General features: G+C 69.8%; 21 protein-coding genes and 1 pseudogene. 9 read left to right on the top strand and 13 right to left on the bottom strand.

Features of this window, described 5'->3' with window-relative positions; translation table 11 throughout:
• Positions 1 to 66 precede the first annotated feature (66 nt).
• Together QC180_RS08190 and QC180_RS08185 are read right to left on the bottom strand one after the other, a co-directional pair.
• Positions 67 to 882, bottom strand: coding sequence for a carbohydrate-binding protein (locus QC180_RS08190; protein WP_278262026.1), 816 nt, complete (start codon positions 880 to 882; stop codon positions 67 to 69).
• Between the two features lie 389 nt (positions 883 to 1,271).
• On the bottom strand, positions 1,272 to 2,507 hold the full coding sequence (locus QC180_RS08185; protein WP_278262025.1) for a cytochrome P450: 1,236 nt from the start codon (positions 2,505 to 2,507) through the stop codon (positions 1,272 to 1,274).
• On the opposite strand from QC180_RS08185, the pseudogene QC180_RS08180 reads away from it, so the two are divergent.
• Positions 2,506 to 2,559, top strand: a pseudogene (locus QC180_RS08180) (hypothetical protein); the annotation flags it as partial. The gene QC180_RS08185 and the pseudogene QC180_RS08180 overlap by 2 nt on opposite strands.
• 48 nt (positions 2,560 to 2,607) lie before the next feature.
• Positions 2,608 to 2,961 carry a hypothetical protein gene (locus QC180_RS08175; protein ID WP_278262584.1) on the top strand — a complete coding sequence of 118 codons (354 nt, stop codon included), beginning with the start codon at positions 2,608 to 2,610 and terminating at the stop codon, positions 2,959 to 2,961.
• 4 nt (positions 2,962 to 2,965) lie between these two features.
• Here QC180_RS08175 and QC180_RS08170 read toward each other — a convergent pair whose 3' ends face one another.
• The 5 genes from QC180_RS08170 to QC180_RS08150 are packed head-to-tail and all read right to left on the bottom strand — an operon-like array spanning position 2,966 to position 6,871.
• Complete coding sequence (locus QC180_RS08170; protein WP_474646407.1) at positions 2,966 to 4,171, bottom strand: cytochrome P450 family protein; 1,206 nt, start codon at positions 4,169 to 4,171, stop codon at positions 2,966 to 2,968.
• Complete coding sequence (locus QC180_RS08165) at positions 4,168 to 4,770, bottom strand: GTP-binding protein (RefSeq protein ID WP_278262024.1); 603 nt, start codon at positions 4,768 to 4,770, stop codon at positions 4,168 to 4,170. The genes QC180_RS08170 and QC180_RS08165 overlap by 4 nt, the downstream gene beginning before the upstream one ends.
• The gene (locus tag QC180_RS08160; protein WP_278262023.1) at positions 4,745 to 5,095 is read right to left on the bottom strand and encodes a DUF742 domain-containing protein; all 351 of its coding nucleotides are present in this window, start codon (positions 5,093 to 5,095) and stop codon (positions 4,745 to 4,747) included. Before QC180_RS08160 ends, QC180_RS08165 begins: the two co-directional genes overlap by 26 nt.
• On the bottom strand, positions 5,095 to 5,505 hold the full coding sequence (locus tag QC180_RS08155; RefSeq protein ID WP_278262022.1) for a roadblock/LC7 domain-containing protein: 411 nt from the start codon (positions 5,503 to 5,505) through the stop codon (positions 5,095 to 5,097). Before QC180_RS08155 ends, QC180_RS08160 begins: the two co-directional genes overlap by 1 nt.
• Positions 5,483 to 6,871: a sensor histidine kinase gene (locus QC180_RS08150; RefSeq protein ID WP_278262021.1), complete on the bottom strand. Its 1,389-nt coding sequence runs from the start codon at positions 6,869 to 6,871 to the stop codon at positions 5,483 to 5,485. The genes QC180_RS08155 and QC180_RS08150 overlap by 23 nt, the downstream gene beginning before the upstream one ends.
• A 294-nt stretch (positions 6,872 to 7,165) precedes the next feature.
• Here QC180_RS08150 and QC180_RS08145 point away from each other — a divergent pair, with 294 nt between their 5' ends.
• Positions 7,166 to 7,597 carry a type II toxin-antitoxin system Rv0910 family toxin gene (locus QC180_RS08145; RefSeq protein WP_278262020.1) on the top strand — a complete coding sequence of 144 codons (432 nt, stop codon included), beginning with the start codon at positions 7,166 to 7,168 and terminating at the stop codon, positions 7,595 to 7,597.
• Positions 7,598 to 7,661: 64 nt separating this feature from the next.
• Here QC180_RS08145 and QC180_RS08140 read toward each other — a convergent pair whose 3' ends face one another.
• Both QC180_RS08140 and QC180_RS08135 read right to left on the bottom strand, forming a co-directional pair.
• Complete coding sequence (locus QC180_RS08140) at positions 7,662 to 9,188, bottom strand: DHA2 family efflux MFS transporter permease subunit (RefSeq protein WP_278262019.1); 1,527 nt, start codon at positions 9,186 to 9,188, stop codon at positions 7,662 to 7,664.
• A 42-nt stretch (positions 9,189 to 9,230) separates the two neighbouring features.
• Positions 9,231 to 10,169 (bottom strand): dihydrodipicolinate synthase family protein, encoded by a 939-nt coding sequence (locus QC180_RS08135; RefSeq protein WP_278262018.1) that lies wholly within the window; start codon positions 10,167 to 10,169, stop codon positions 9,231 to 9,233.
• Between the two features lie 70 nt (positions 10,170 to 10,239).
• On the opposite strand from QC180_RS08135, the gene QC180_RS08130 reads away from it, so the two are divergent.
• Both QC180_RS08130 and QC180_RS08125 read left to right on the top strand, forming a co-directional pair.
• Positions 10,240 to 11,133, top strand: coding sequence for a LysR family transcriptional regulator (locus tag QC180_RS08130; RefSeq protein ID WP_278262017.1), 894 nt, complete (start codon positions 10,240 to 10,242; stop codon positions 11,131 to 11,133).
• 118 nt (positions 11,134 to 11,251) lie between these two features.
• The gene (locus QC180_RS08125; RefSeq protein ID WP_278262016.1) at positions 11,252 to 11,728 is read left to right on the top strand and encodes a nucleoside deaminase; all 477 of its coding nucleotides are present in this window, start codon (positions 11,252 to 11,254) and stop codon (positions 11,726 to 11,728) included.
• A gap of 4 nt (positions 11,729 to 11,732) precedes the next feature.
• Here the strand turns inward: QC180_RS08125 and QC180_RS08120 are convergent, their stop codons facing one another.
• On the bottom strand, positions 11,733 to 13,097 hold the full coding sequence (locus QC180_RS08120) for an MFS transporter (protein ID WP_278262015.1): 1,365 nt from the start codon (positions 13,095 to 13,097) through the stop codon (positions 11,733 to 11,735).
• 102 nt (positions 13,098 to 13,199) lie between these two features.
• On the opposite strand from QC180_RS08120, the gene QC180_RS08115 reads away from it, so the two are divergent.
• Positions 13,200 to 13,997, top strand: a complete 798-nt coding sequence (locus QC180_RS08115; RefSeq protein ID WP_278262014.1) for an LLM class flavin-dependent oxidoreductase — start codon at positions 13,200 to 13,202, stop codon at positions 13,995 to 13,997.
• Here the strand turns inward: QC180_RS08115 and QC180_RS08110 are convergent, their stop codons facing one another.
• Both QC180_RS08110 and QC180_RS08105 read right to left on the bottom strand, forming a co-directional pair.
• Positions 13,998 to 15,272, bottom strand: coding sequence for an RNA polymerase sigma factor (locus tag QC180_RS08110; RefSeq protein WP_278262013.1), 1,275 nt, complete (start codon positions 15,270 to 15,272; stop codon positions 13,998 to 14,000).
• Between the two features lie 3 nt (positions 15,273 to 15,275).
• Positions 15,276 to 15,695 (bottom strand): YciI family protein, encoded by a 420-nt coding sequence (locus QC180_RS08105; protein ID WP_278262012.1) that lies wholly within the window; start codon positions 15,693 to 15,695, stop codon positions 15,276 to 15,278.
• A gap of 245 nt (positions 15,696 to 15,940) precedes the next feature.
• Between QC180_RS08105 and QC180_RS08100 the strand changes: the two genes are divergently transcribed.
• Positions 15,941 to 16,720 carry a crotonase/enoyl-CoA hydratase family protein gene (locus QC180_RS08100; RefSeq protein WP_278262011.1) on the top strand — a complete coding sequence of 260 codons (780 nt, stop codon included), beginning with the start codon at positions 15,941 to 15,943 and terminating at the stop codon, positions 16,718 to 16,720.
• Between the two features lie 21 nt (positions 16,721 to 16,741).
• Here QC180_RS08100 and QC180_RS08095 read toward each other — a convergent pair whose 3' ends face one another.
• Positions 16,742 to 17,359 (bottom strand): TetR/AcrR family transcriptional regulator, encoded by a 618-nt coding sequence (locus QC180_RS08095; RefSeq protein WP_278262010.1) that lies wholly within the window; start codon positions 17,357 to 17,359, stop codon positions 16,742 to 16,744.
• Between the two features lie 131 nt (positions 17,360 to 17,490).
• Between QC180_RS08095 and QC180_RS08090 the strand changes: the two genes are divergently transcribed.
• Positions 17,491 to 18,417: a metal-dependent hydrolase gene (locus tag QC180_RS08090; RefSeq protein WP_278262009.1), complete on the top strand. Its 927-nt coding sequence runs from the start codon at positions 17,491 to 17,493 to the stop codon at positions 18,415 to 18,417.
• A gap of 9 nt (positions 18,418 to 18,426) precedes the next feature.
• On the top strand, positions 18,427 to 19,569 hold the full coding sequence (locus tag QC180_RS08085) for a hypothetical protein (protein WP_278262008.1): 1,143 nt from the start codon (positions 18,427 to 18,429) through the stop codon (positions 19,567 to 19,569).
• Positions 19,570 to 19,836 lie beyond the last annotated feature (267 nt).

The following is a 19,836-nucleotide window of genomic DNA, read 5'->3' as shown; positions in this document are numbered from 1 at the left end:
CGTCCCTTCGAGTCGGCCCCAATCCTCACCCCATCGGCGCGTCCATGGTGGGAGAACACACGCGATTCATGCCCGCGACCACAGGGCCGGGGTATTCGGGGGCGTCCAGTTGGGGTCGTGCACCGTGTGTGCCTGCCTGCAGGTGTAGGTGACGCCCTGATAGGTGACCTTGTCGCCGACGGCGTAGGTGGCGCCTTGGCGCCACGAGGAGTTGGCGGGCGTGGTGGTCGTCGGGTGGTGGTGGCCGCCACCGGGTGTGGTGGTGACCGGCGGCGTGGTGGTCGTGGGCGGTTTCGTGGTGGTGGCGGGGGGCTTCGTGGTGGTCGGCGGGGCGGTGGTCGTCGGTTTGGGGGTGGTGGTCGGGGTGCTGGCGCCGCCACCGATCTCGAGGTCGACGCAGCTGTAGAACGCGGCGGCGGTGTCGCCGATGTTCCAGACCGCACGCAATTTCTGACGCCCGGAATACCGCGAGAGGTCGATGGTGTGGGTGACTTCCATCGGCGGCTGCTCGTTGCGTCCGTCGAATACCGCGATCCGCGTGTTCCCGAGGAAGTATTCCCAATTCAGGGTGCGGTGATTGGCCGTGTTCTTCCACGTGAAAGTCGTGGTGCCGGAGACTTTCTGTGGTATCCAGCCGAGGGTGTCGTCATCGAGTTCGGGATACTTGTTCGCGCTACACGTGGTGAGCCCCTTCGGACCCTCCACACTCTGGGGCTCGTATTTCACCGCACCGCAGGACACGAGCCCGCGGGCGCACTGTTCCTGCCTGCTGGCCGGGCCGGTGACCCAGCCGTGGGCCTGGGCACTTCCGACGGGGACGAGCAGCGTCGCGAGGGGCGCCACCACCATCGCACCGGCGAGGAACAGAAATCGACTTCTCACGTGAATACTCCTTGGAAACGCATACGGGGGACGGCAGGGGCCCCGGGTGCCGTCCGGAAACATTTCGAGCGAGTGGGACAGTAGGACGGTGAAGATCAACCGTCAAGGGTCGCTTTCGCCTCGAAATACCGTTACCAGCCGGTATTTCTGCGCCACACCCACATCGTGCGAATCCGGCGAATCACCACGCGCCGAACCAACCGGTATCCACCCGCCGCAATCCTCCGGTTAATTCCGCTGTTCCGGGCGTTTCCGATATTTGCCGGAGGTTGCGGATAGGACGAACAGTTCGCAACAAGAGCACTTTTCGCGATGCCGGATGACGCCGACGAACCAGCTCGGCGAACTTGCGCGACCCCCACCGAATTCGGGGCGCTCGCCGTCACGGGTCAGCGTGGTGTGACCAGCAGTGGCAGGCTCGCGTGGCGCCGGACGAACAGGCTCGGGACCCAGCGCGGCGGGGCGTCGGCGCGCAGGGTGATGTGCGCGGTGCGCTCGAGTAGCAGGGTGATCGCGGCGGTGGCCTCCAGGCGGGCCAGCGTCGAGCCGACGCAGAAGTGCGCGCCGGACCCGAAGGCGGTGTGGGATCGTCCGCGCGGGCGCGCGAGGTCCACGGCGTCGGGTTCGGGATAGCGGGCGGGATCGCGGTTGGCCGCGCCCCACAGCAGGAGCAGGTGACTGCCCTCGGGCAGGTCGACACCGCCGAGGCGGGTGTCGGCCACGACATGCCGGTGATGTCCACGGAACGGCGATTCCAGGCGCAGCGCCTCGTCGAGGAAGGCCGGGATCAGCTCCGGTCGCTCACGCAGTGTGGCCTGGAGCGCGGGGGCGGTGGCCAGCAGGCGCGCGGCGGTGGCGATCAGCCCCGCGGTAGATTCGCCGCCCGCGCCGACCAGCTGGACCAGGATGAGCACCGCCTGCTGCTCGTCGATGCGCCCGTCCGCCACCGCCGCTACGAGAACCGCGAGCAATGTCTCCGGTTCCGCCGCACGCTCTTTCGCCCCCCGCAGGGCAAGGTAGGCGTAGTGGGCGAGTTCGGCGGCGGAGGTGACCAGCGCGGCCATCCGCCCCTCGGCGATCACGCCGCCCAGCATTTCGGTGGAGTCGTAGGCCCAGGTGAGCAGTCGGGGCACGTCCGTGGCGGGGAACCCCACGAGTTCGGCGATCACGGCGAGGGGAAGCCGATCGGCCATGCCGGTGGCCCAGTCGATCCGATCGCCGTCGAGTTCCTCGCTCCAGATCCGCTCGGTGAGCGCGGTGACGACCGGACCCAGCGCGCGCACGCGTTTGGCCAGGGCCGGGCCGACGAGGCCGCGATGGGCGGCGTGGGTGGCGCCGTCGGCGGTAGCGAGGACGTGGACGGCCCCGCCCGCGGCGTCGAGATCGAACGTCGCCGGGGCGGCACCGGGATTCGCGACGAGCACCCCGGTCAGGTGCGAGGAGAACTCCGCGGTGCGGGCGGCGGCCTCGGTGACCGCGTCCCAGGAGGCGACGAGGAAGAAGTCCGTGCCCGGTACCCGATGGACCGGTGCGTGCGCGCGCAGGGCGCGGTACAGCGGGACGGGGTCGTCGAGGACAGCGGATCGAACAGGTCGAACGCGCTGGCGCTGTTCCTCGAACAGCATCGACAGCGTCACCGCCGAGGACATCGCCGCGGCCGCGGGCTGCTCGCGGGCCACGCTCTACCGCCACGTCGGCGGCAAACCGCAACTCGTCCGTGCGGTCATGCTGCGGGCGTCGGGTGCGGTCGTCGCCCGCATCGACAAGGCCGTCGACGGGGTGCCCGCGCCGCGCAGGCCGGTCGAGGCCATCCTGGCCGCCGTCGCCGCCCTGCGGACCGACCCGGTGCTGCACCAGTGGCTGACCCGGCACCGCTCCCCCGGCACCGACGGAATGCTCGCCTCCGCACCCGAACTCGGGCAGCTCGCGACCACGCTGACCCGAATTGCTCCCGACGACGCGGCCGCGGGCTGGATCGTGCGCGTGGTGCTCTCGCTACTCATCTGGCCGCTGCCCGACCCCGCCGCCGAACGCGCGCTGGTCGGACGGTTCGTCGGACCGGCGCTGCGTCCGCGTTGACGGGTCAGGGCATCGGCAGCGGTGGCGTCTTCGGGAACTCCACCGGCAGCGCGGCCAGGGAGCGGTGGAATGGGCCGGGGCGCCACACCAGTTCCTCGGCGGACACTGCCAGGCGCAGTTCGGGGAGCGCGTCGAGTAGCTGGTCGATCGCGTCCTGCACGATCAGGTAGGCCACCGATTTGGCGGGGCAGCCGTGTGGGCCCGCGCTCCAGGCCAGGTGGGCCCGGTTGTCGACCACGTCGCGGCCCGCGATGGCCGGATCGTTGTTGCAGGCCGACATGGAGATCACGACGGGTTCGTTGGCGGGCAGCCACATCTCGTCGATCAGGATGGGCTGGCGCGGGTAGGTCATGCAGAAATTGGCCAGCGGCGGGTCGGTGAAGAGCACCTCGTCGAGGGCGTCGCGGGTGGAGAGGCTGCCGCCGAGGACGTCACCGGCGAAGCGGTCGTCGGTGAGCATCAACCGCAGCGTGTTGACCACCAGGTTGAGCATGGGCTCGATGCCCGCGCCGTAGAGCACCAGCAGCTGGTGCACCATCTCCTCGTCGGTGAGCGCGGCGGGGTGATGCAGCAGGCGGGTGGCGACATCGTCACCGGGCTCGCGCTGACGCAGCGAGACCAGGTCCGACAGGGCACTGGCCAGCAGGTTGTTGCCCGCCTCCGCGTCGTCGCCCTCGAAGATCTGGGCCATGCCGGTAGCCACCTGCTGGCCGATCTCCGGCGTGCACCCGAGCATCGAGTTCAGCGCCTGGAACACCAGCGGGAACGCGTACTGGCTCAGCAGATCCGCCGAACCGGTGGCGCAGAAGCTGTTGATCAGCGGGATGGCGAACTGCTCGATGGTGGTGTGCATCGCGTACAGGTCGACCCCGGCGATCCCGGCGACATTGGCCTGCCGGTAGCGGGCGTGCTCGGCGCCGGTGGTGCGCAGCGCGGCGGGCCGGAACTGCAACATGGGCAGCACCGGGCAGTCCTGCGGGATGTCGCGTTGCCACATCCGCGGGTCGGCCGGGAAGTGCTCGGGATCGTTGAGGATGCGCACGGCGGTGTGATAGCCGATGACCAGCGTCGCCCGGATACCGGGCGAGAGCTCCACCGGCACCACCGAACCGAACCGGCGGCGCATCTCCCGATAGGCGGCCTGCGGATCGGCGGCGAACTCGGGCGCGTACATGGGCACGCGCTCGTCGAGCGAGAGATCCAGGGTCACGACGCCGCCACTTCCTGCCTGCGGAACAGGAACTCCGCCAGCGTGATCAGCGCGCGCAGGCCGTGATCGCGACGACGCGCGTCGACGGCGACCACCGGGGTCTCCGGTGCCAGGTCCAGCGCCTCGCGGATCTCCTCGAGCGGATAGCGACGGAAACCCTCGAACTCGTTGACGGCCACCGCGTAGGGCACCCCGCGCTGCTCGAGCGCGGAGAGCACGTCGTCGGCCTTCTCGATCCGTCGGGTGTCGACCAGGACCAGCGCACCCAGCGCGCCCCGGGCCAGTTCCTCCCACAGCGGGGCGAAGCGTTCCTGGCCCGGCGTGCCGAACAGGTACAGGGCCAGTTGCGGATTCAGAGTGAGCCTGCCGAAGTCGAGCGCGACCGTGGTCTGCACCTTGGTGCCGAGCCCGGCCATGTCGTCGACACCGATGCTGGCCTCGGTGATGGTCTCCTCGGTACGCAGCGGCTTGATCTCGGACACGGTCCCGACGAAGGTGGTCTTGCCGACCCCGAAATTGCCTGCCACCAGGATCTTCACCGAGCGCGTCACGGTATCCGCGACGTAATCGACCTCAGCCCGCGAGGGCACGGAGCCCATGCAGCACCTCCTTGATCAACGCTAGTTCCGGCTTCACCTCGGCCGGAGTGGGGCACTGCAGGTGTCCGCTGTCGAGCAGATCGGACACGAGGATCTTCACCACCGAGGCGGGCAGATCGAGATAGGCCGACAGTTCGGCGATGGAGAGCGCGCCACGGCGGCTCAACAGTGTCAGCACCCGGCGCTGGTCGGGCCGGTGGTCCGGCCGCGGGTCGGCGACCGCGCGGATCAGGGTCACCAGGTCCAGTTCGCGCGCCGCCTTCACCCGTCCACCGGCCCGCACATAGGACCGGACCAGGTCGGGATCACGCCTGCCGCGGGTCATTACCTGCCACCGTGTCGGGGTGCGCTGCCGATCTCGTGGCCGACCCGCGAGGCCAGCTCGTTCATCCGGTGGGCGACCAGCGCGACGTCGACGTCGAGGGTGGTCGCCACGCCTAGGAGCGCGCCCGTCCCGGCGGCGGTGATCATGATCATGCCCTCGTCGTACTCGGTCATGTTCTGTCGCACCGCGTTCTGCGAGCCACCGCAGAACTCCCCGAGCGCCTTGCCGAGCGAACGCAGGCCCGAGGCGGCCGCGGCGAAGCGCTCGGCGTCGTCCTTGGCCACACCACGGGAGTGGGCGATGCGCAGTCCGTCCTCGGACAGCAGCACCGCGAAGCGGACGCCGGGGATCTCCAGATCCCCGAGCAGCCACGCCAATCGGTTCGTGCTATCGGCCACCGGTGTGCTCATCGGCTGTTCCTTCCGTGGTTCGCTCGGCCGCAGCGGCGCGACCGCTGCGGGAACCGCTGTGCCAGGCAGCGGCGAGTTCGGGGCGAGCCTGCCCCGCTTCTTCGGTGGCGGCCCCCGCCGAATCCGGGGCCACCGGCCTGCGACGGCGCTTGGGCAGCCCGCCGCTGGTGATCTCGTGGACCTCGGCGCCGCGTTCGGGCTCGACGAGGTCGGGCACCGGCACCGGGACGTGCGCGGGCGCGGTGAGTTCCGGTTCGGGCAGGCGCGGGGCCGCGCCCGAGACCAGCAGCGCGGCGGGCACATACACCATGGCCCGCATGCCGCCGAAGATATTGGGTCCGTCGACGTGCACGGAGAAGCCGTAGCGACGCGCCAGCGCGGCGATACCGGGGAAACCGACCTTGGGCGCGGGGCCCAGATCGTGGATGTCGACGGGACGTTCGCCGCTGAGCACCTGGCGGGCGTCCTCGAGCTGCTCGGGACTCATCCGCATGCCCGCGTCGTCGATGATCACGGTGACGCCGTGGTGGCCCTCCTGGAACCCGACCTCGACGAACGACGACGGCGGCGAGTACCGCAGCGCGTTGTCGAGCAGGGTGGCCAGGGTGTGCACCAGCGGTTCCACCGCACGCGAGATCACCACGCGGTCGGACTGACCTGAACGCACCCGCAGGAATTCGCGGACGCGGCCGGTCGCGCCGCCGACGACGTCGGTGAGCGACTGCTGCGGCCACCGGCGCCCGGGCAGACCACCGGAGACGATCACATAGGACTGCGCCTGGCGGATCATCTGCTGCACGGTGTGGTCGATGCGGGTCAGCGTCTCGTAGATCGCGTCGTCGCGGTGCTCACGCAGCGCGGTGCTCACCACCTGGCCGAGGTCGGTGCCCAGGCTCACCACCGAGGTGCCGAAGGAGCGCACCGCGGCGCTGGTCGCCGCGCGCGAGGCCGCCGACAGTTCGTTGCCCGCCTGCTCGTGGGCGGCCTGCACCTCGGCGGTGCGGCGCTGTTCGCTGTAGCGCTCGACCATCGCCCTGGTGTCCTCGGCGACGGCGCGCAGGTCCTCGGCGTGCCCGGTGGCGATCCACTGCAGCGCCTGCCCGGCCTGCGTCTCCGCCAGTTCGGCGGGCATCTCGACGCCGACCTGCGGAATCTCGTGTCTGCGCACGGAGTCCGTGATGGCGGGCAACGTGGTCTGCGCCAGCCGCAGCAGCGCCTCCTCGATGGCGAGCCGCTCCCGGACAGCGGCATCGGTGCGCAGCCGTTGCTGGCGCTCGTTGCGCATCGCCAGCACGGCGACACCCATCGCGAGCAGTAACAGCGGAGCCCCGATGATCAGTAACAGCACCGCGATTCCTGAGTTCATCAGATCTTTCGTCGTCGTCGACCACTGGGCACCCTGGTCGGTGGGCCCTCACCGGCCGGCCCGGGAGGCATTCGCCGACCCGCGCGGCGTTTCGGGTTACCCGATACACACGCTCCGGTTCCAGCGACCCGCACACCCTAGCAGCACCATGATCGTTCCCGAGGCCGGATCGTCCTGTCCACCATCAGATTTCCGACCGAAAGCCGCCCGTGGTATTGGGCAGTTGATCTATTCTGGTTTGCTATGCCTCGAGCCGCCGGAAACGGAACCTCGGGTACCGGATACCATCCGGGCGTGGCGAAACTCCAACTCTCCGTCGATGTCCCCGTCCCGCCGGACGAGGCGTGGGCCCATGCCGCCGATCTGCCCCACCTGGGCGACTGGCTGACCATTCACGAAGCGTGGCGCGGCACGCTGCCCGACGAGCTCACCGAGGGCACCGTGCTCGTGGGCATCGCGCGCGTCAAGGGCTTCCGCAACAAGGTCACCTGGACCGTGCGCACCGCCGAACCGCCGCGGCGTCTGCAGTTGCGTGGCGCGGGGATCGGCGGCACCAAGTTCGGTCTCGGCATGGTCGTGGAACCGCACGGCACCGGCTCCAAGGTCAAGGTCGACATCGACCTGGGCGGCGCGCCGCTGTTCGGCCCGATCGGCTCGGCGGTCGCCAAGGCGCTGCGCGGCGATATCGAGCGGTCGCTGGAAGCCTTCGTCGAGCTCTACGGCTGAGCCCCGCAACGACGAAGCCCGGGCCGAACGTGGTGTTCGGCCCGGGCTTTCACTGTGTCCGGGGTCAGACCATCATCGCGGCCTCGGGGTCGACCGGGGCCTTCGGTTTGGTGCGGGGCAGGAAGAACGCCGGGATCAGGGTCAGGGCCGCGAGGATCACCGTCACCCAGTAGGTGTTGCTGAACGCCTCCGCGGCCAGCTGCCTGCCCTGTTCGATCACCGCCGCCGGGAACTGCGACGCGAGTTCGGGATTCGCGGTGGCCGCGATCCCGATCCCGGCCTCGGCGTGATTGTTGAGCTGGGAGGCCAGCACCACCGACATGGTCGCGGTGCCGATCGAGGCGGCGGTCTGGTTGATGATGTTCATCAGCGTCGAGCCGCGGGCCACCTGCGCGTGGGTCAGCGTCTGGATCGCGGCGGTCATCACCGGCATCATGGTGCAGCCCATGCCCAGACCCATCACGAACAGCGCGCCGCCGATCATCAGGTACGAGGTGTCCGCGCCCAGCTGGGTGAACCCGGCCAGGCCGATGGTGATGAAGGTGATGCCGAACATGACGATCTTGCCCGGGCCGATCTTGTCGACCAGGAAGCCCGCGACCGGCATGGTGAGCATGGCGCCGATGCCCTGCGGTGCCATCAGCAGACCCGAGTCGAAGGCGGTCTCGCCGCGCACCTGCTGCAGGTAGTTGGGCAGCAGGAAGCCCGCGCCGAAGAACGCGGTGGCGAACAGCGACATGGTCAGCACCGAGAAGCGCAGCGACGGATTGCGGAACAGCCGCAGGTCGATGAGCGGATGTTCGGTGCGCAGCGCGTGGAACACGAACGCCACCAGCAGGATCGCGCCGACGATCGCCGGGATCAGCACCCGGCCCGCGAGCACGGTGCCCTTCTCCGGGATGGAGGACACACCGAACAGGAACAGCGCCAGGCCCGGCGAGGCCAGCAGCATGCCGATGAAGTCGAACGATTCCGAGGGCTTGGGCTTGTCGGCGGGGAACACCACGAACGCCAGCACCAGCGCGAGCAGGCCCAGCGGCAGGTTGATCAGGAAGATCCAGTGCCAGCTGAACGAGTCGATCAGCCAGCCGCCCAGGATGGGGCCGCAGATCGGACCGAGCAGCATGGGCACGCCGAGCACGGCCATCACCCGACCGATCCGCTGCGGGCCCGCGGCGTGGGTCATGATCGTCATGCCCAGCGGCATCAGCATGCCGCCGCCGATGCCCTGGATGACGCGGAAGGCCACCAGCGACTCGATGCTCCACGCCATCGAACACAGCACCGAGCCGAGGATGAAGAAGGTCAGCGCGGCCATGTACAGGCGTTTGGTGCCGAAGCGGTCGGCGGCCCAGCCGGTCATCGGGATCACCGAGGCCAGGGCCAGGGTGTAGCCGGTCATCGTCCAGGCGACGACCTCGACGGAGGCGTCGAAATCCGCCATGAAGGTCGGGATCGCCACGGTGACCACGGTGATGTCGAGGATCGACATCACCGCGCCGAGGACGACCACGCCCGCCACCTTGAGGACGGCGGCGTCCAGTTTGTCGGTTGTGGGATCGGCGGCGCCGATATCCGGAGGTTTCGTCACCGCTTGAGCCTGGCACCTTTCGGCGCGGATGACCAGTGAAAGTTAATGTTCGTGATCGGACAGTGGGCCGACCAGCGTGGATCGCGCGGCCGTGTCGTCGCTCGACAGCGTGTCCGCCGCGGCGAGGGCCGCGGCGGTGGCCGGTTCGGAGGCGGGCAGCAGCGGCAACCGCACCGCCGGGCTGGGAATGTGCCCCTGCGCGGCGAGCACGCCTTTGATCACCGTCGGGTTGGGTTCGGCGAACAGCGCGGCCCCGAGCGCGTCGAGGCCGTGGCCCAGCGCGCGGGCCCGGTGGAGATCACCGGCGTGCCAGGCGGCGACGAGGTCGGCGTAGGCCGCGGGGGCGACATTGGCGGCGGCCAGGATTCCGCCGTGGGCGCCGAGGCCGAGCAGGGCCGAGGCGAAGCGGTCGTCTCCGGCCAGCACCGTCGTCGCAGAACCCGCGCGGGCCATCAGTTCCACGGTGGCCGCGTCGATGCCGCCGACACTGTGCTTGAACCCGGCGATGTTCGGGATCGCCGCCAGGCGCACCAGGGTGTCGCCGGTGAGCGGGCGCGCGGTGCGATAGGGGACGTCGTAGACGAGCACGGGAACGGGGCTGTGCGCGGCGAGCGCGGCGAAGTGCGCGATCACCCCCTCTTCACTTGGGCGCACGTAATAGGGCACCACCGAGAGCACCGCGGCCGGGTCGACGGGCAGCGCGGTGATCGCGTCGATCGCCGCGGCGGTCGCGGTGCCGCCCACGCAGACGATCAGTGGGGTGCCGCGTTCGGCGCTCACAGTGGCGCAGATGTCGAGGACCCGGGCGCGCTCGTCCGGGGTGAGGGCGCCCGGCTCGGCGGTGGTGCCGAGGGCGACCAGGCCGGTGGCGCCCGCGTCCAGGACGCGGTGGGCGTGGCGGGTCAGCGCGTCGACGGCCAGGGCGCCGTCGGCGGTGAAGGGGGTGATCAGCGGGACGAACAGCCCGTGCGGTGAAGTCATGCCTCCATGCTCGGCGCCGCAATACATCAGGTCCAGTTCATGTTCTTGACGGAACACCTAAGCTGAACTGATGCTCGATGTCCGCAAGCTGCGTCTGCTGCGCGAACTCGCCCATCGCGGCACCATCGCCGCGGTCGCCGACGCGCTCAGCTACACCCCGTCCGCGGTCTCGCAACAGCTCACCGCGCTGGAACGCGAGGCCGGGGTCCCGCTGCTCGAGCGCTCCGGCCGCCGGGTGGTGCTCACCCCCGCGGCGCACCTGCTGGTCGGCCACACCGAGACGATCCTGGCCGCGCTCGAACACGCCGACGCCGAATTGGCCGGTGCCCGTGCCGATCTCGTCGGCACGCTGCGTATCGGCGCCTTCCCCACCGCGGCCCGCGGCCTGCTCTCCCCCGCGCTGGTCGCCCTGAGCACCGAGCATCCGCACCTCGAGCTCACCGTCACCGAGATCGATCCCGCCGACGCGCCCGACGCCCTGCGCGCGGGCACCCTCGACATCGCCCTGACCCACGACTACGACGTCGTCCCCGCCGATCCCGGCCCCGCCCTGCAGACCGAACCGCTGCACACCGACACCGTCCACCTGGCCACTCCGCACCCGGTGTCGACCGCCGATCCCCTGCGCGCCCAGCGCACCGCACCCTGGATCGCGGGCACCGCGGGCACCCTGTGCCACACCATGACCCTGCGCGTCTGCCAGGCCGCCGGTTTCACCCCGCGCGTCCGTCATCACGCCGACAACTTCGACACCGTCCTGGCCTTGGTCGCCGCGGGCGCTGGCACCGCCATCGTCCCCGGCATGGCCCTCCCCGCCCACCCCGTCGACGTCGCCCTCACCCCCCTCCCGACCCGCCGCCGCACCCACCTCGCCTACCGCAACGGCACCGCCACCCACCCCGCCATCCACGCCGCCCGCCGCGCCCTACACACCGCGGCCCGCGCGCTCGCCTCGCCGCCGTGACGGTCCACGCGGCGCACCGGCCCGCGCCGCGCGTGGTCGTAGACTCGGCGCCGACCACACTCACCAAGTCCGCGGGCACCCCGTGCCGACGGCATCGGAACGGAAGTGGATTCAGGCGATGACCGCACTCACCGAGATCGACCACACGCATCTGCGTCGAGCCATCGAGCTCGCCGAGCGGGCCCTGGCGCTCGGGGACCGGCCGTTCGGGGCGGTGGCCGTGGGCTCCGACGGGAATGTGGTCTCGGAGGGGGTCAACGCGGTCAACACCACCGGCGATGTGACCACCCATGCCGAGTTGGTCGCGATCACGGTGGCGACGGCGGCGGGGAAGGCTCCGGCGCTGCGGGGTGCGACCGTCTACGCCAGCGGGGAGCCGTGTCCGATGTGCGCGGCGGCGATGGTGTGGGCGGGCGTGGGCCGGATCGTCTTCGGCGCGGCGGCGGCCGAATTCGGGCAGATCCTGCCCGGCGGGCCCGCCTTCACCCTCACCTGCGCCGAAGTGGTGGCCAGCGCGACGGTGCCGGTGGAGGTCAGCGGCCCGCACCTGGGTGAGGACGCGCTGACCGTCTTCCGGGCCGCCGCGCGGCGCTGAGCGGCTACTTCACCGGAGTCAGCGCGGGTTCGGGCAGCTCGCCCAGTTCCTTCTGCTCCTCGATGGCCTCCGGGGTGCCGGGCACCTGGGTGCCGCGCAGCGAGACACCCTTGGTCTCGATCAGGAAGAACGCCGCGATCAGGCCGATCAGGCACGCGCCGAACATGTAGTAGGCCGGGATCAGGTGGTCGCCGGTCGCGCTGATCAGGGCCTCGTTGATCACCGGCGCGGTGCCACCGAACATCGAGGTCGCCACGTTGTAGCCGATCGCGACACCGGCGAAGCGCACGATGGTCGGGAACATCGCCGGGAAGGTCGCCGAGATCGTCGCCAGCTGCGGGGCGTAGAGCAGGCCCAGGATCGCGAACCCGATGATGGCGCCGGTCAGCGAGGTACCGATCAGCTTGTAGACGGGGATCACCGCGATCATCATCGCCGCGCAGGAGAACATCCACATCGGCCTGCGCCCGATCCGGTCCGACAGCGCGCCCAGGAACGGCAGCGTGAACAGCATGGCGGCCTGCCCGATCAGCGGCACCAGCAGCGCGTCGGACTGGTCCATCCCCAGCGCGGAGCCGAGGTAGGTCGGGGTGTAGCTCAGCAGCGAGTAGTTGACCACGTTGAGGGCGATCACCAGGCCGAACAGGGTCAGCACCGGGCGCAGGTACCGGGTGAGCAGGTCGCGGTAGACGCCGACGGTCTCCTCGGTCTCGTCCTTGCTGTCGACCTCGCGGAAGACAGGGGTGTCCTCGACCCGGCTGCGCAGGTACATGCCGATCAGGCCCAGCGGCGCGGCGATGAGGAACGGGATGCGCCAGCCCCACGAATGCATCGAGGCGTCGTCGAGCAGATTCACCAGCAGCAGTGCCACCAGGTTGCCGAGGGTGAATCCGGCGAGCGTGCCGACCTCGAGGAAACTGCCGTAGAAACCGCGTTTGCGGTCGGGCGCGTATTCGGCCATGAATGTCGCCGCGCCACCGTATTCGCCACCGGCGGACAATCCCTGGATCATCCGCAGCGCGTAGAGCAGAATCGGCGCCGCGATGCCGATCATGTCGAAACTCGGGATCAGGCCGACGCACAGTGTCGACCCGGCCATCAGGATGATCGTGGTCGCCAGCACCCGCTTGCGGCCGATCCGGTCACCGAGTGGGCCCCAGATCATGCCGCCGATCGGCCTGATCAGGAACGAGAGGGCGAAGCCCAGGAGCGTGAACACCATGCCCGACTCGCCGTCACCGGGAAACAGTGAGGTGGCGATGTATGTGGCCAAATAGGCGTAGACACCGTAGTCGAACCATTCGACCGCATTTCCGATCGCCGATGCACCGATCGCGCGGTGCAGCACCGATTTCGATTCCTGTGACATGCACAAACCTCTCGTCGTCGCCTATTCGGACTACCCGGACGACACAGCGACAAACGTGACGACTGCGCGAAGAACGCCGCGAAATAGCTCTACACTGCGGAAATGGTGCTGCGACACGGGGTCTATCTGCCACCGTTCGGGGAACTCGCCGACCCGCGGGTGTTGGCCGAGATCGCCGCGGAAGCCGAGGCCGCCGGTTTCGACGGCGCCTTCGTCTGGGACCACGTGGCCCGGCCCAACGACCCCGGTCTGCCCGTCGGCGACGCGTGGATCGGCATGGCCGCGATCGCCGCGGCGACGACCCGGCTGGTGTTCGGCCCCCGGGTGACCCCGCTGTCGCGGCGACGTCCCCAGGATGTGGCCAGGGAGACCGTCGCGTTGGATCTGCTCGGCGAGGGCAGGTTGGTACTCGGAGTCGGCCTCGGGTCCGACGAGACCGGCGAGTTCACCCGCCTCGGTGAGATCATCGCCCCCGGTGAGCGGGCCCATCGGCTCGACGAGGCGCTCGAGGTGCTCACCGCGCTGTGGTCGGGCGAGGTCGTGCACCACGACGGGCCCGCCTACCGGATCGACGGCGTGCAGTTCCTGCCCCGGCCCGTGCAGCGTCCCCGGATCCCGATCTGGGTCGGCACCCAGTCGGTCCGCCAGGCCCCGCTGCGCCGGGCGGCCCGCTACGACGGCCTGTGCCCGGAGGCCACGCCGGGCGAACTCGTGGACATGCTCGCGATCGTGGCCGAACACCGCGGTGACCTGACCGGCTTCGAGGTGGCGATCGCGGCATCCGCCGACGACCAGCGCGACGCCTACGAACGCGCGGGCGCCACCTGGTGGCTCACCGCGCTGCCCAAGATCTGCTCCCGTGCCGACGCGCTCGACCGGGTACGTCGCGGTCCGGCCTGATCAGTCCAGCGCCGCGAGTTTGCCGGTCAACACGGACCGTTCCCGGTCGTTGCCGCACAGCCGCACGGCCGCGGCCAGCTCGACCCTGGCCTCCTCGACCCGCCCGAGCCGCGTGAGCAGTTCCCCGCGCACGCTCGGCAGCAGATGCGAGCTCGCCAGCGCGCCCCCGGCCACCAGCTCGTCGACCAGGGGCAACGCGGCGGCCGGGCCACGGGCCATCGACACCGCCACCGCGCGATTCAGCGCGACCACCGGCGAGGGCGCGAGTCTGCCCAGCGCTTCGTAGAGCAGCACCACCCGCTCCCAGTCGGTCGCCGCGACCGAGGGCGCGACGGCGTGACACTCCGCGATCGCGGCCTGCAGGCCGTAGGCGCCGAGCCCGCGCCCGACCTCCCCGGCCTTGACCAGCGCGGCCCGCCCGCGCCGGATGGCCGAGCGGTCCCAGCGCCGCCGGTTCTGCTGTTCGAGCAGTACCGGTCGGCCGTCGGGTCCGGTGCGGGCGGGAAACCGCGCCGCGGTCAGTTCCAGCAGCGCCAGCAATCCGTAGACCTCCGGTTCGGCGGGCATCAGCCGCGAGAGCACCCGCGCCAGCCGCACCGCCTCCCCCGCCAGGTCCACCCGGATGAGGTCGTCGCCGCTGCTGGCCGAGGATCCCTCGGTGAAGATCAGATAGATCACCCCGAGCACCGAACCCAGCCGCGCGCCCCGTTCGGCGGCGGGCGGCACCTCGAAAGGCACCCGCGCCGCGCCGAGCGTCTTCTTGGCCCTGGTGATCCTGGCCTGCACGGTGGCGGTGGGCACCAGGCAGGCGCGGGCGATCTCGTCGCTGGTCAGACCGCCCACCACGCGCAGGGTCAGGGCCAATCGCGCCTCCCTGGACAGCACCGGATGGCAGGAGACGAAGATCAGCGCGAGCATGTCGTCGTCGATCTGGTCCGGGTCCCACAGCACCTGCGCCGGATCGGCGGGCTCGGCGCCGGTGAGCGCGCCGCCCTCGCCGAGCGCACCGGCGAGGGTGGCGTAGCGGTCGTCGAGTGCGGCGCGACGGCGGAACGCGTCGATCGCGCGCCGCCGCCCGACGGTGAGCAACCATCCGGCCGGATGCCGGGGCACCCCGTCGCGCGGCCAGGTCACCAGGGCTTCGGCCAGCGCCTCCTGGGCGAGATCCTCGGCCAGGGCGAAGTCACCGGTGTAGCGGACCAGCGCGCCGACGATGCGGGCCGAGTCGATCCGCCAGACGGCGGCGACGGCTTCGCGGCCGGTGTGCTCACTCATCGCTCAGAGCTGGCCGGTGGCCTCGCGCCAGGCGCGTTCCTTCTGGATCCACACATTGTCCTGCGGGAACTCGTCGATGCTGCTCACCCGGCGGATCTCGGTCTTGGTGCCGGGACCGGCGTAGGGCATCCGCTTGGCCCACTCGATCGCCTCCTCCTGGGAGGCGACATTGAGGATGTAGTACCCGCCGAACAGTTCCTTGGTCTCGCCGTACGGTCCGTCGGTGACCACCGGTGTCTCCGAGGAGTAGTCGACGACCACGCCCTCGGCCGCGTCGGCGAGCCCTTCGGCGGCGACGAGCACCCCCGCGTTGATCAGCTCGTCGTTGAACTTGCCCATGGTCTCCAGGATCTCGTCGAACGCGACGTTCTCCATGGCGGCCCAGGCTTCGTCGGTCGCACGCATGATCAGCATGTACTTCATGATGGTCTCCCTCGGATCGGTGCGGACCCGACTGCCGGGCCCGGTGTTCATCCCTAGGTCGAACGGGCACCCGCACGGATCGACACCCGGCCGAATCTTTTTTCGCGACGTCTCGGCAGCCTACGACGCCACCGCGCCGCGAGCCCGCTGACCGGGACGAACGTCTTGTCGGTGGCGAGCGCGTGGTAGATGTCGAAGACGCCCGCCCGTCGGCGGGCCGCCCGTACAGACAAAGGAGTCGATTCGTGAGCGCAGTTCTGGTCGAGCAGCGCGGGCATGTGCTCGTCATCGTCATCAACCGGCCGCAGGCCATGAACTCCGTCGATGCCGAGGTCAGCGCCGGGGTGGGCGCCGCGCTCGAACAGGCCGAGGCCGATCCGACGGTGCGCGCGGTGATCATCACCGGCGCCGGTGACCGATCCTTCTGCGCCGGTGCCGATCTCAAGGCGATCGGACGCGGCGAATCGATCCTGGCGCCGGGCCACGAGGAGTGGAATCTTGCGGGTTACGTCCGGCACCCGATCAGCAAGCCGACCATCGCGGCGGTCAACGGCTTCGCCCTCGGTGGCGGTACCGAACTCGTCCTCGCCAGCGACCTCGCCGTCGCCGCCGACACGGCGACCTTCGGCCTGCCCGAGGTGGCGCGCGGCCTGTTCGCCGCCGCGGGTGGCGCGTTCCGGCTGCCTGAGCAGCTGCCGCGCAAGGTCGCCATGGAGATGATCCTGACCGGCGAGCCGATCACCGCGGCCCGCGCGCTGGAGCTGGGCATGATCAACCGGGTGGTACCCGCCGATCAGGTGCTCGACGCCGCACTGGAACTGGCGGGCCGGATCGCGGCCAACGCGCCGCTGGCGGTGCAGGCCAGCAAGCGGGTGGCGCTGGGCATCGTGGACGGCAAGCTCGCCGACGACGCGTCCTGGGAGCAGAGCAACCGCGAGATCGTCGCCGTCGCGGGCACTGAGGACGTCCGCGAGGGCACCCTCGCGTTCATGCAGAAGCGCAAGCCCGAATGGCAGGCGCGCTGAGCCACACCGCCACCGGCGAACTCAGCCGGGTTCGCCGGTCTGCGCGCTGATCGCCGTGCCCATCCAGCGGCGCAGATAGCGCCGCAACTCGTCCTCGCCGCGCGGCGGATCGCCCGGTGAGAGGAAGAACGACTGCATGGTGCGCAACGCGTACTCCACCAGTTCGCGCAGCGCGGGCTCGTCGTACCCGGCGCCCGCCCAGTCGACGTCGAAGCGCCCGATCATGGTCATGCCGAACGCCTGGGCCTCCTCGGAGGTCAGGCTGTCGGTGTGGGCGCTGGCCGAATACGAACTCGACAGCAGGATGCCCAGGTGCGGCGTCCGGCGGACCTCGGTGAGCGTGTAGACCACCGCCTCGGTCATCGCCTCGGCCGGATCGCGCAGGCCGCGCACATGGGCGGCCAAGCGATCGAGGAAACCGTCGACCGAGGCGATGGCCGCCGCCGTCATCAGGGCATCGGCGCTGGGGAAATACCGGTAGACGGTCTGACGGATGACGCCGAGGGATTCGGCGACATCGGCGATGCTGATCTCCGCCCCGGTCCGGCCGATGAGTTCCACTGCGGCGCCGATGATCCGGCGCGCGGCCTCCTCGTCGTCCCCCGGCGGGCTCCCGCCCCATCCACGTCTACGCGCCACCGACTGGACGCTAGCACAACCCCAGGTCAGGGCGAATTCCGTCAAAGTGATCATACACTCGATGACTCATTCGTATGATTGCGTCACCATCCGAGCAGCCCCGTGCGCGCCCGACAACGAGGTACACCACCGTGACCGATCTTCATGTCCGCAAAATGGACTTCGCCTTCTCCGACTACGACGTGCCGTTCCTGTGGAACCCCGAGAATCCGGCCTTCTCCTCGATGGCCAACGCGGTCTCGTTCCTGGCCATCGGCTTCGAGAAGATGATCGTGCAGCTCATCACCCAGGCGAAGCCGCAGATCACCGACCCCGAGGTGGCCGAGGAGGCCGACGCGTTCATGCGTCAGGAAGGCCAGCACTCGAATGCCCACCGCCAGCATGTGAAGGCGCTGATCCGCCGCTACCCCGGCCTGCAGCAGACCCTCGACGCGGTGATCGGCGAGTTCGACCAGCTCACCGCGAGCACCCCGGTGAAGTACCGGCTCGCCTACACCGCCGATCTCGAGGCCACCTTCACCCCGGTCTTCAAACTCATGCTCGACAACGACGCCACCCTGTTCGCCCCCGGTGACGACCGCGTGGCCTCGCTGTTCATCTGGCACTTCGTCGAGGAGGTCGAGCACCGCAGCTCGGCGCTGATCATCTTCAACTCCGTGGTCGACAGCGAGTTGTACCGGATGCGGGTGGCGCCGTCGATCTTCCGGCACGTGCTGCGGGTGATCCGGGTGGCGTGCGAGGGCTTCAACGAGCATGTGCCGCTGGCGGATCGCCAGGTCGACGCGCTGTCGATGTTCGCCAACTACCGCCGCGGCCAGACTCTGCGCCGCTGGCTGCCCGGCCTGCGCCCCGCCGACAACGGCACCATGCCGCGCGCCTTCGACGACCTGGGCCTGGGCGAACAGCTCGTCGCCCTGGGCGGCATCATCCGCAGCCAGATGCCGCACCACAATCCGGCGCACGAGAACCTGCCCGCCCTGGCCGACGAGTGGTTCCGCCGCTACGACGAGGGCTACGACGTGACCCGGTGGTACACCGCCGATTCCGTGAACTCCTAGGAGCGCGTCATGGCCGAACACTGCTCCCCCACCTTCGCCGAACTCGCCACCGAACTCGGCTTCTCCTGCGAGGAGGCGGGCGGACTCGTCGAGTTCCGCGGCCCGTTCGCCCTGGAGAACTGGACCCTGCCGGTCCTGGAACTCACCATCGTCGTCGGGGCCGTGCTGGCCCTGTGGTTCGCGGTCGCGCGGCTGCGCCGAAAGGGCGACCCCACCGACCTCGTGCTGTGGTTCGGCGCGACGGCGTATCTGTTCGTCATCGAACCGCCGCTGTACTTCCCGGCCGCGTTCGGCATCGAGGACCACGTCGACACGATGTTCGCGCACAACGTGTTCACCGTCGACTTCCTCTGGGGCCGCCTGCCGCTCTACATCGTGGCGATCTATCCGCTGATGGCCACGCTGGCCTTCGGCCTGGTCCGCATGCTGGGTGTGTTCCGGCGGTACGGCACCCTCGTCGGCGCCGCCTGCGTCGGGTTCGTCCATCACGCGTTCTACGAGATCTTCGACCACCTGGGACCACAACTGCGCTGGTGGGAGTGGTCCGTGGACAACCCCATCAACCAGCCCATGTTCGATGCCGTGCCGATGGGCTCGGTGGTGGTCTTCGCGGCGCTGTGGCCGATGTCGCTGGCCTTCTGCGTGCAGTACTTCGTGGGCCGTCAGGTCGAGGCGGGCAGGCATTTCGGTGGCGTCGAATTGGTCTGGCGCACACTGGTCATCGGCCTGCTGGCCTCGGTGGGCACGTTCCTGCTGCCGCTGCCCGCGACGGTGATCGGCCTGGCCGGTGACACCGTGCGCGGCGTGGTCTACGCCCTGGAGCTGCTGACACTGTCGGTGGTCGCGGGGGTGGCACTGGTGCGCCGGTGGCGGCAGTTGCGCGACGGCGCGGCGCCGGTGGAGTACGTCAACCGCTTCGTCCAGCGCTACAGCGTGGTGTATCTGCTCGTGTTCGCGGTGCTCTGGATCGCCTCTCTGCCCGCGTATTTCGACGCCGTCGACGGACAGACCGCCAACGGTGATCCCATCGGCAATCTCTGGTACACCCTGGCCTGCTTCGTGGTCGCGACCCTGACGGTCCTCGCCACGGTCACACTGCCCCGAAACGCCCCGAGCACACCGACGACAGCGGCGGCCGCCGTTCCCGGCTAAACCCCCCGATACCCACCAGAAGCGCCGGTGCAGGAACCCCCTGCACCGGCGTTTCTCTGTGTCACCAGGGGCCGGGTGACGAGAGTTAAGTTACCGACTATTTCTGCCTAAGAGAGACGTTTTCCGGAACTTCCATCGATTCAGCTCCCGAGACGATCCACGACCGATTCCTTGTCAGTGGGAGTTGATCAGCCCTGACGTGCGCGTTCGCGGGCGAATCCCCGATCCGCCGCTTACCGCCACCTCCTGGTGTTAAGTTACTCACCA

It is taken from the genome of Nocardia anocheti (assembly GCF_029675105.1).
Classification (GTDB): domain Bacteria; phylum Actinomycetota; class Actinomycetes; order Mycobacteriales; family Mycobacteriaceae; genus Nocardia.
This window is presented reverse-complemented; position numbering and strand designations above follow the sequence as displayed.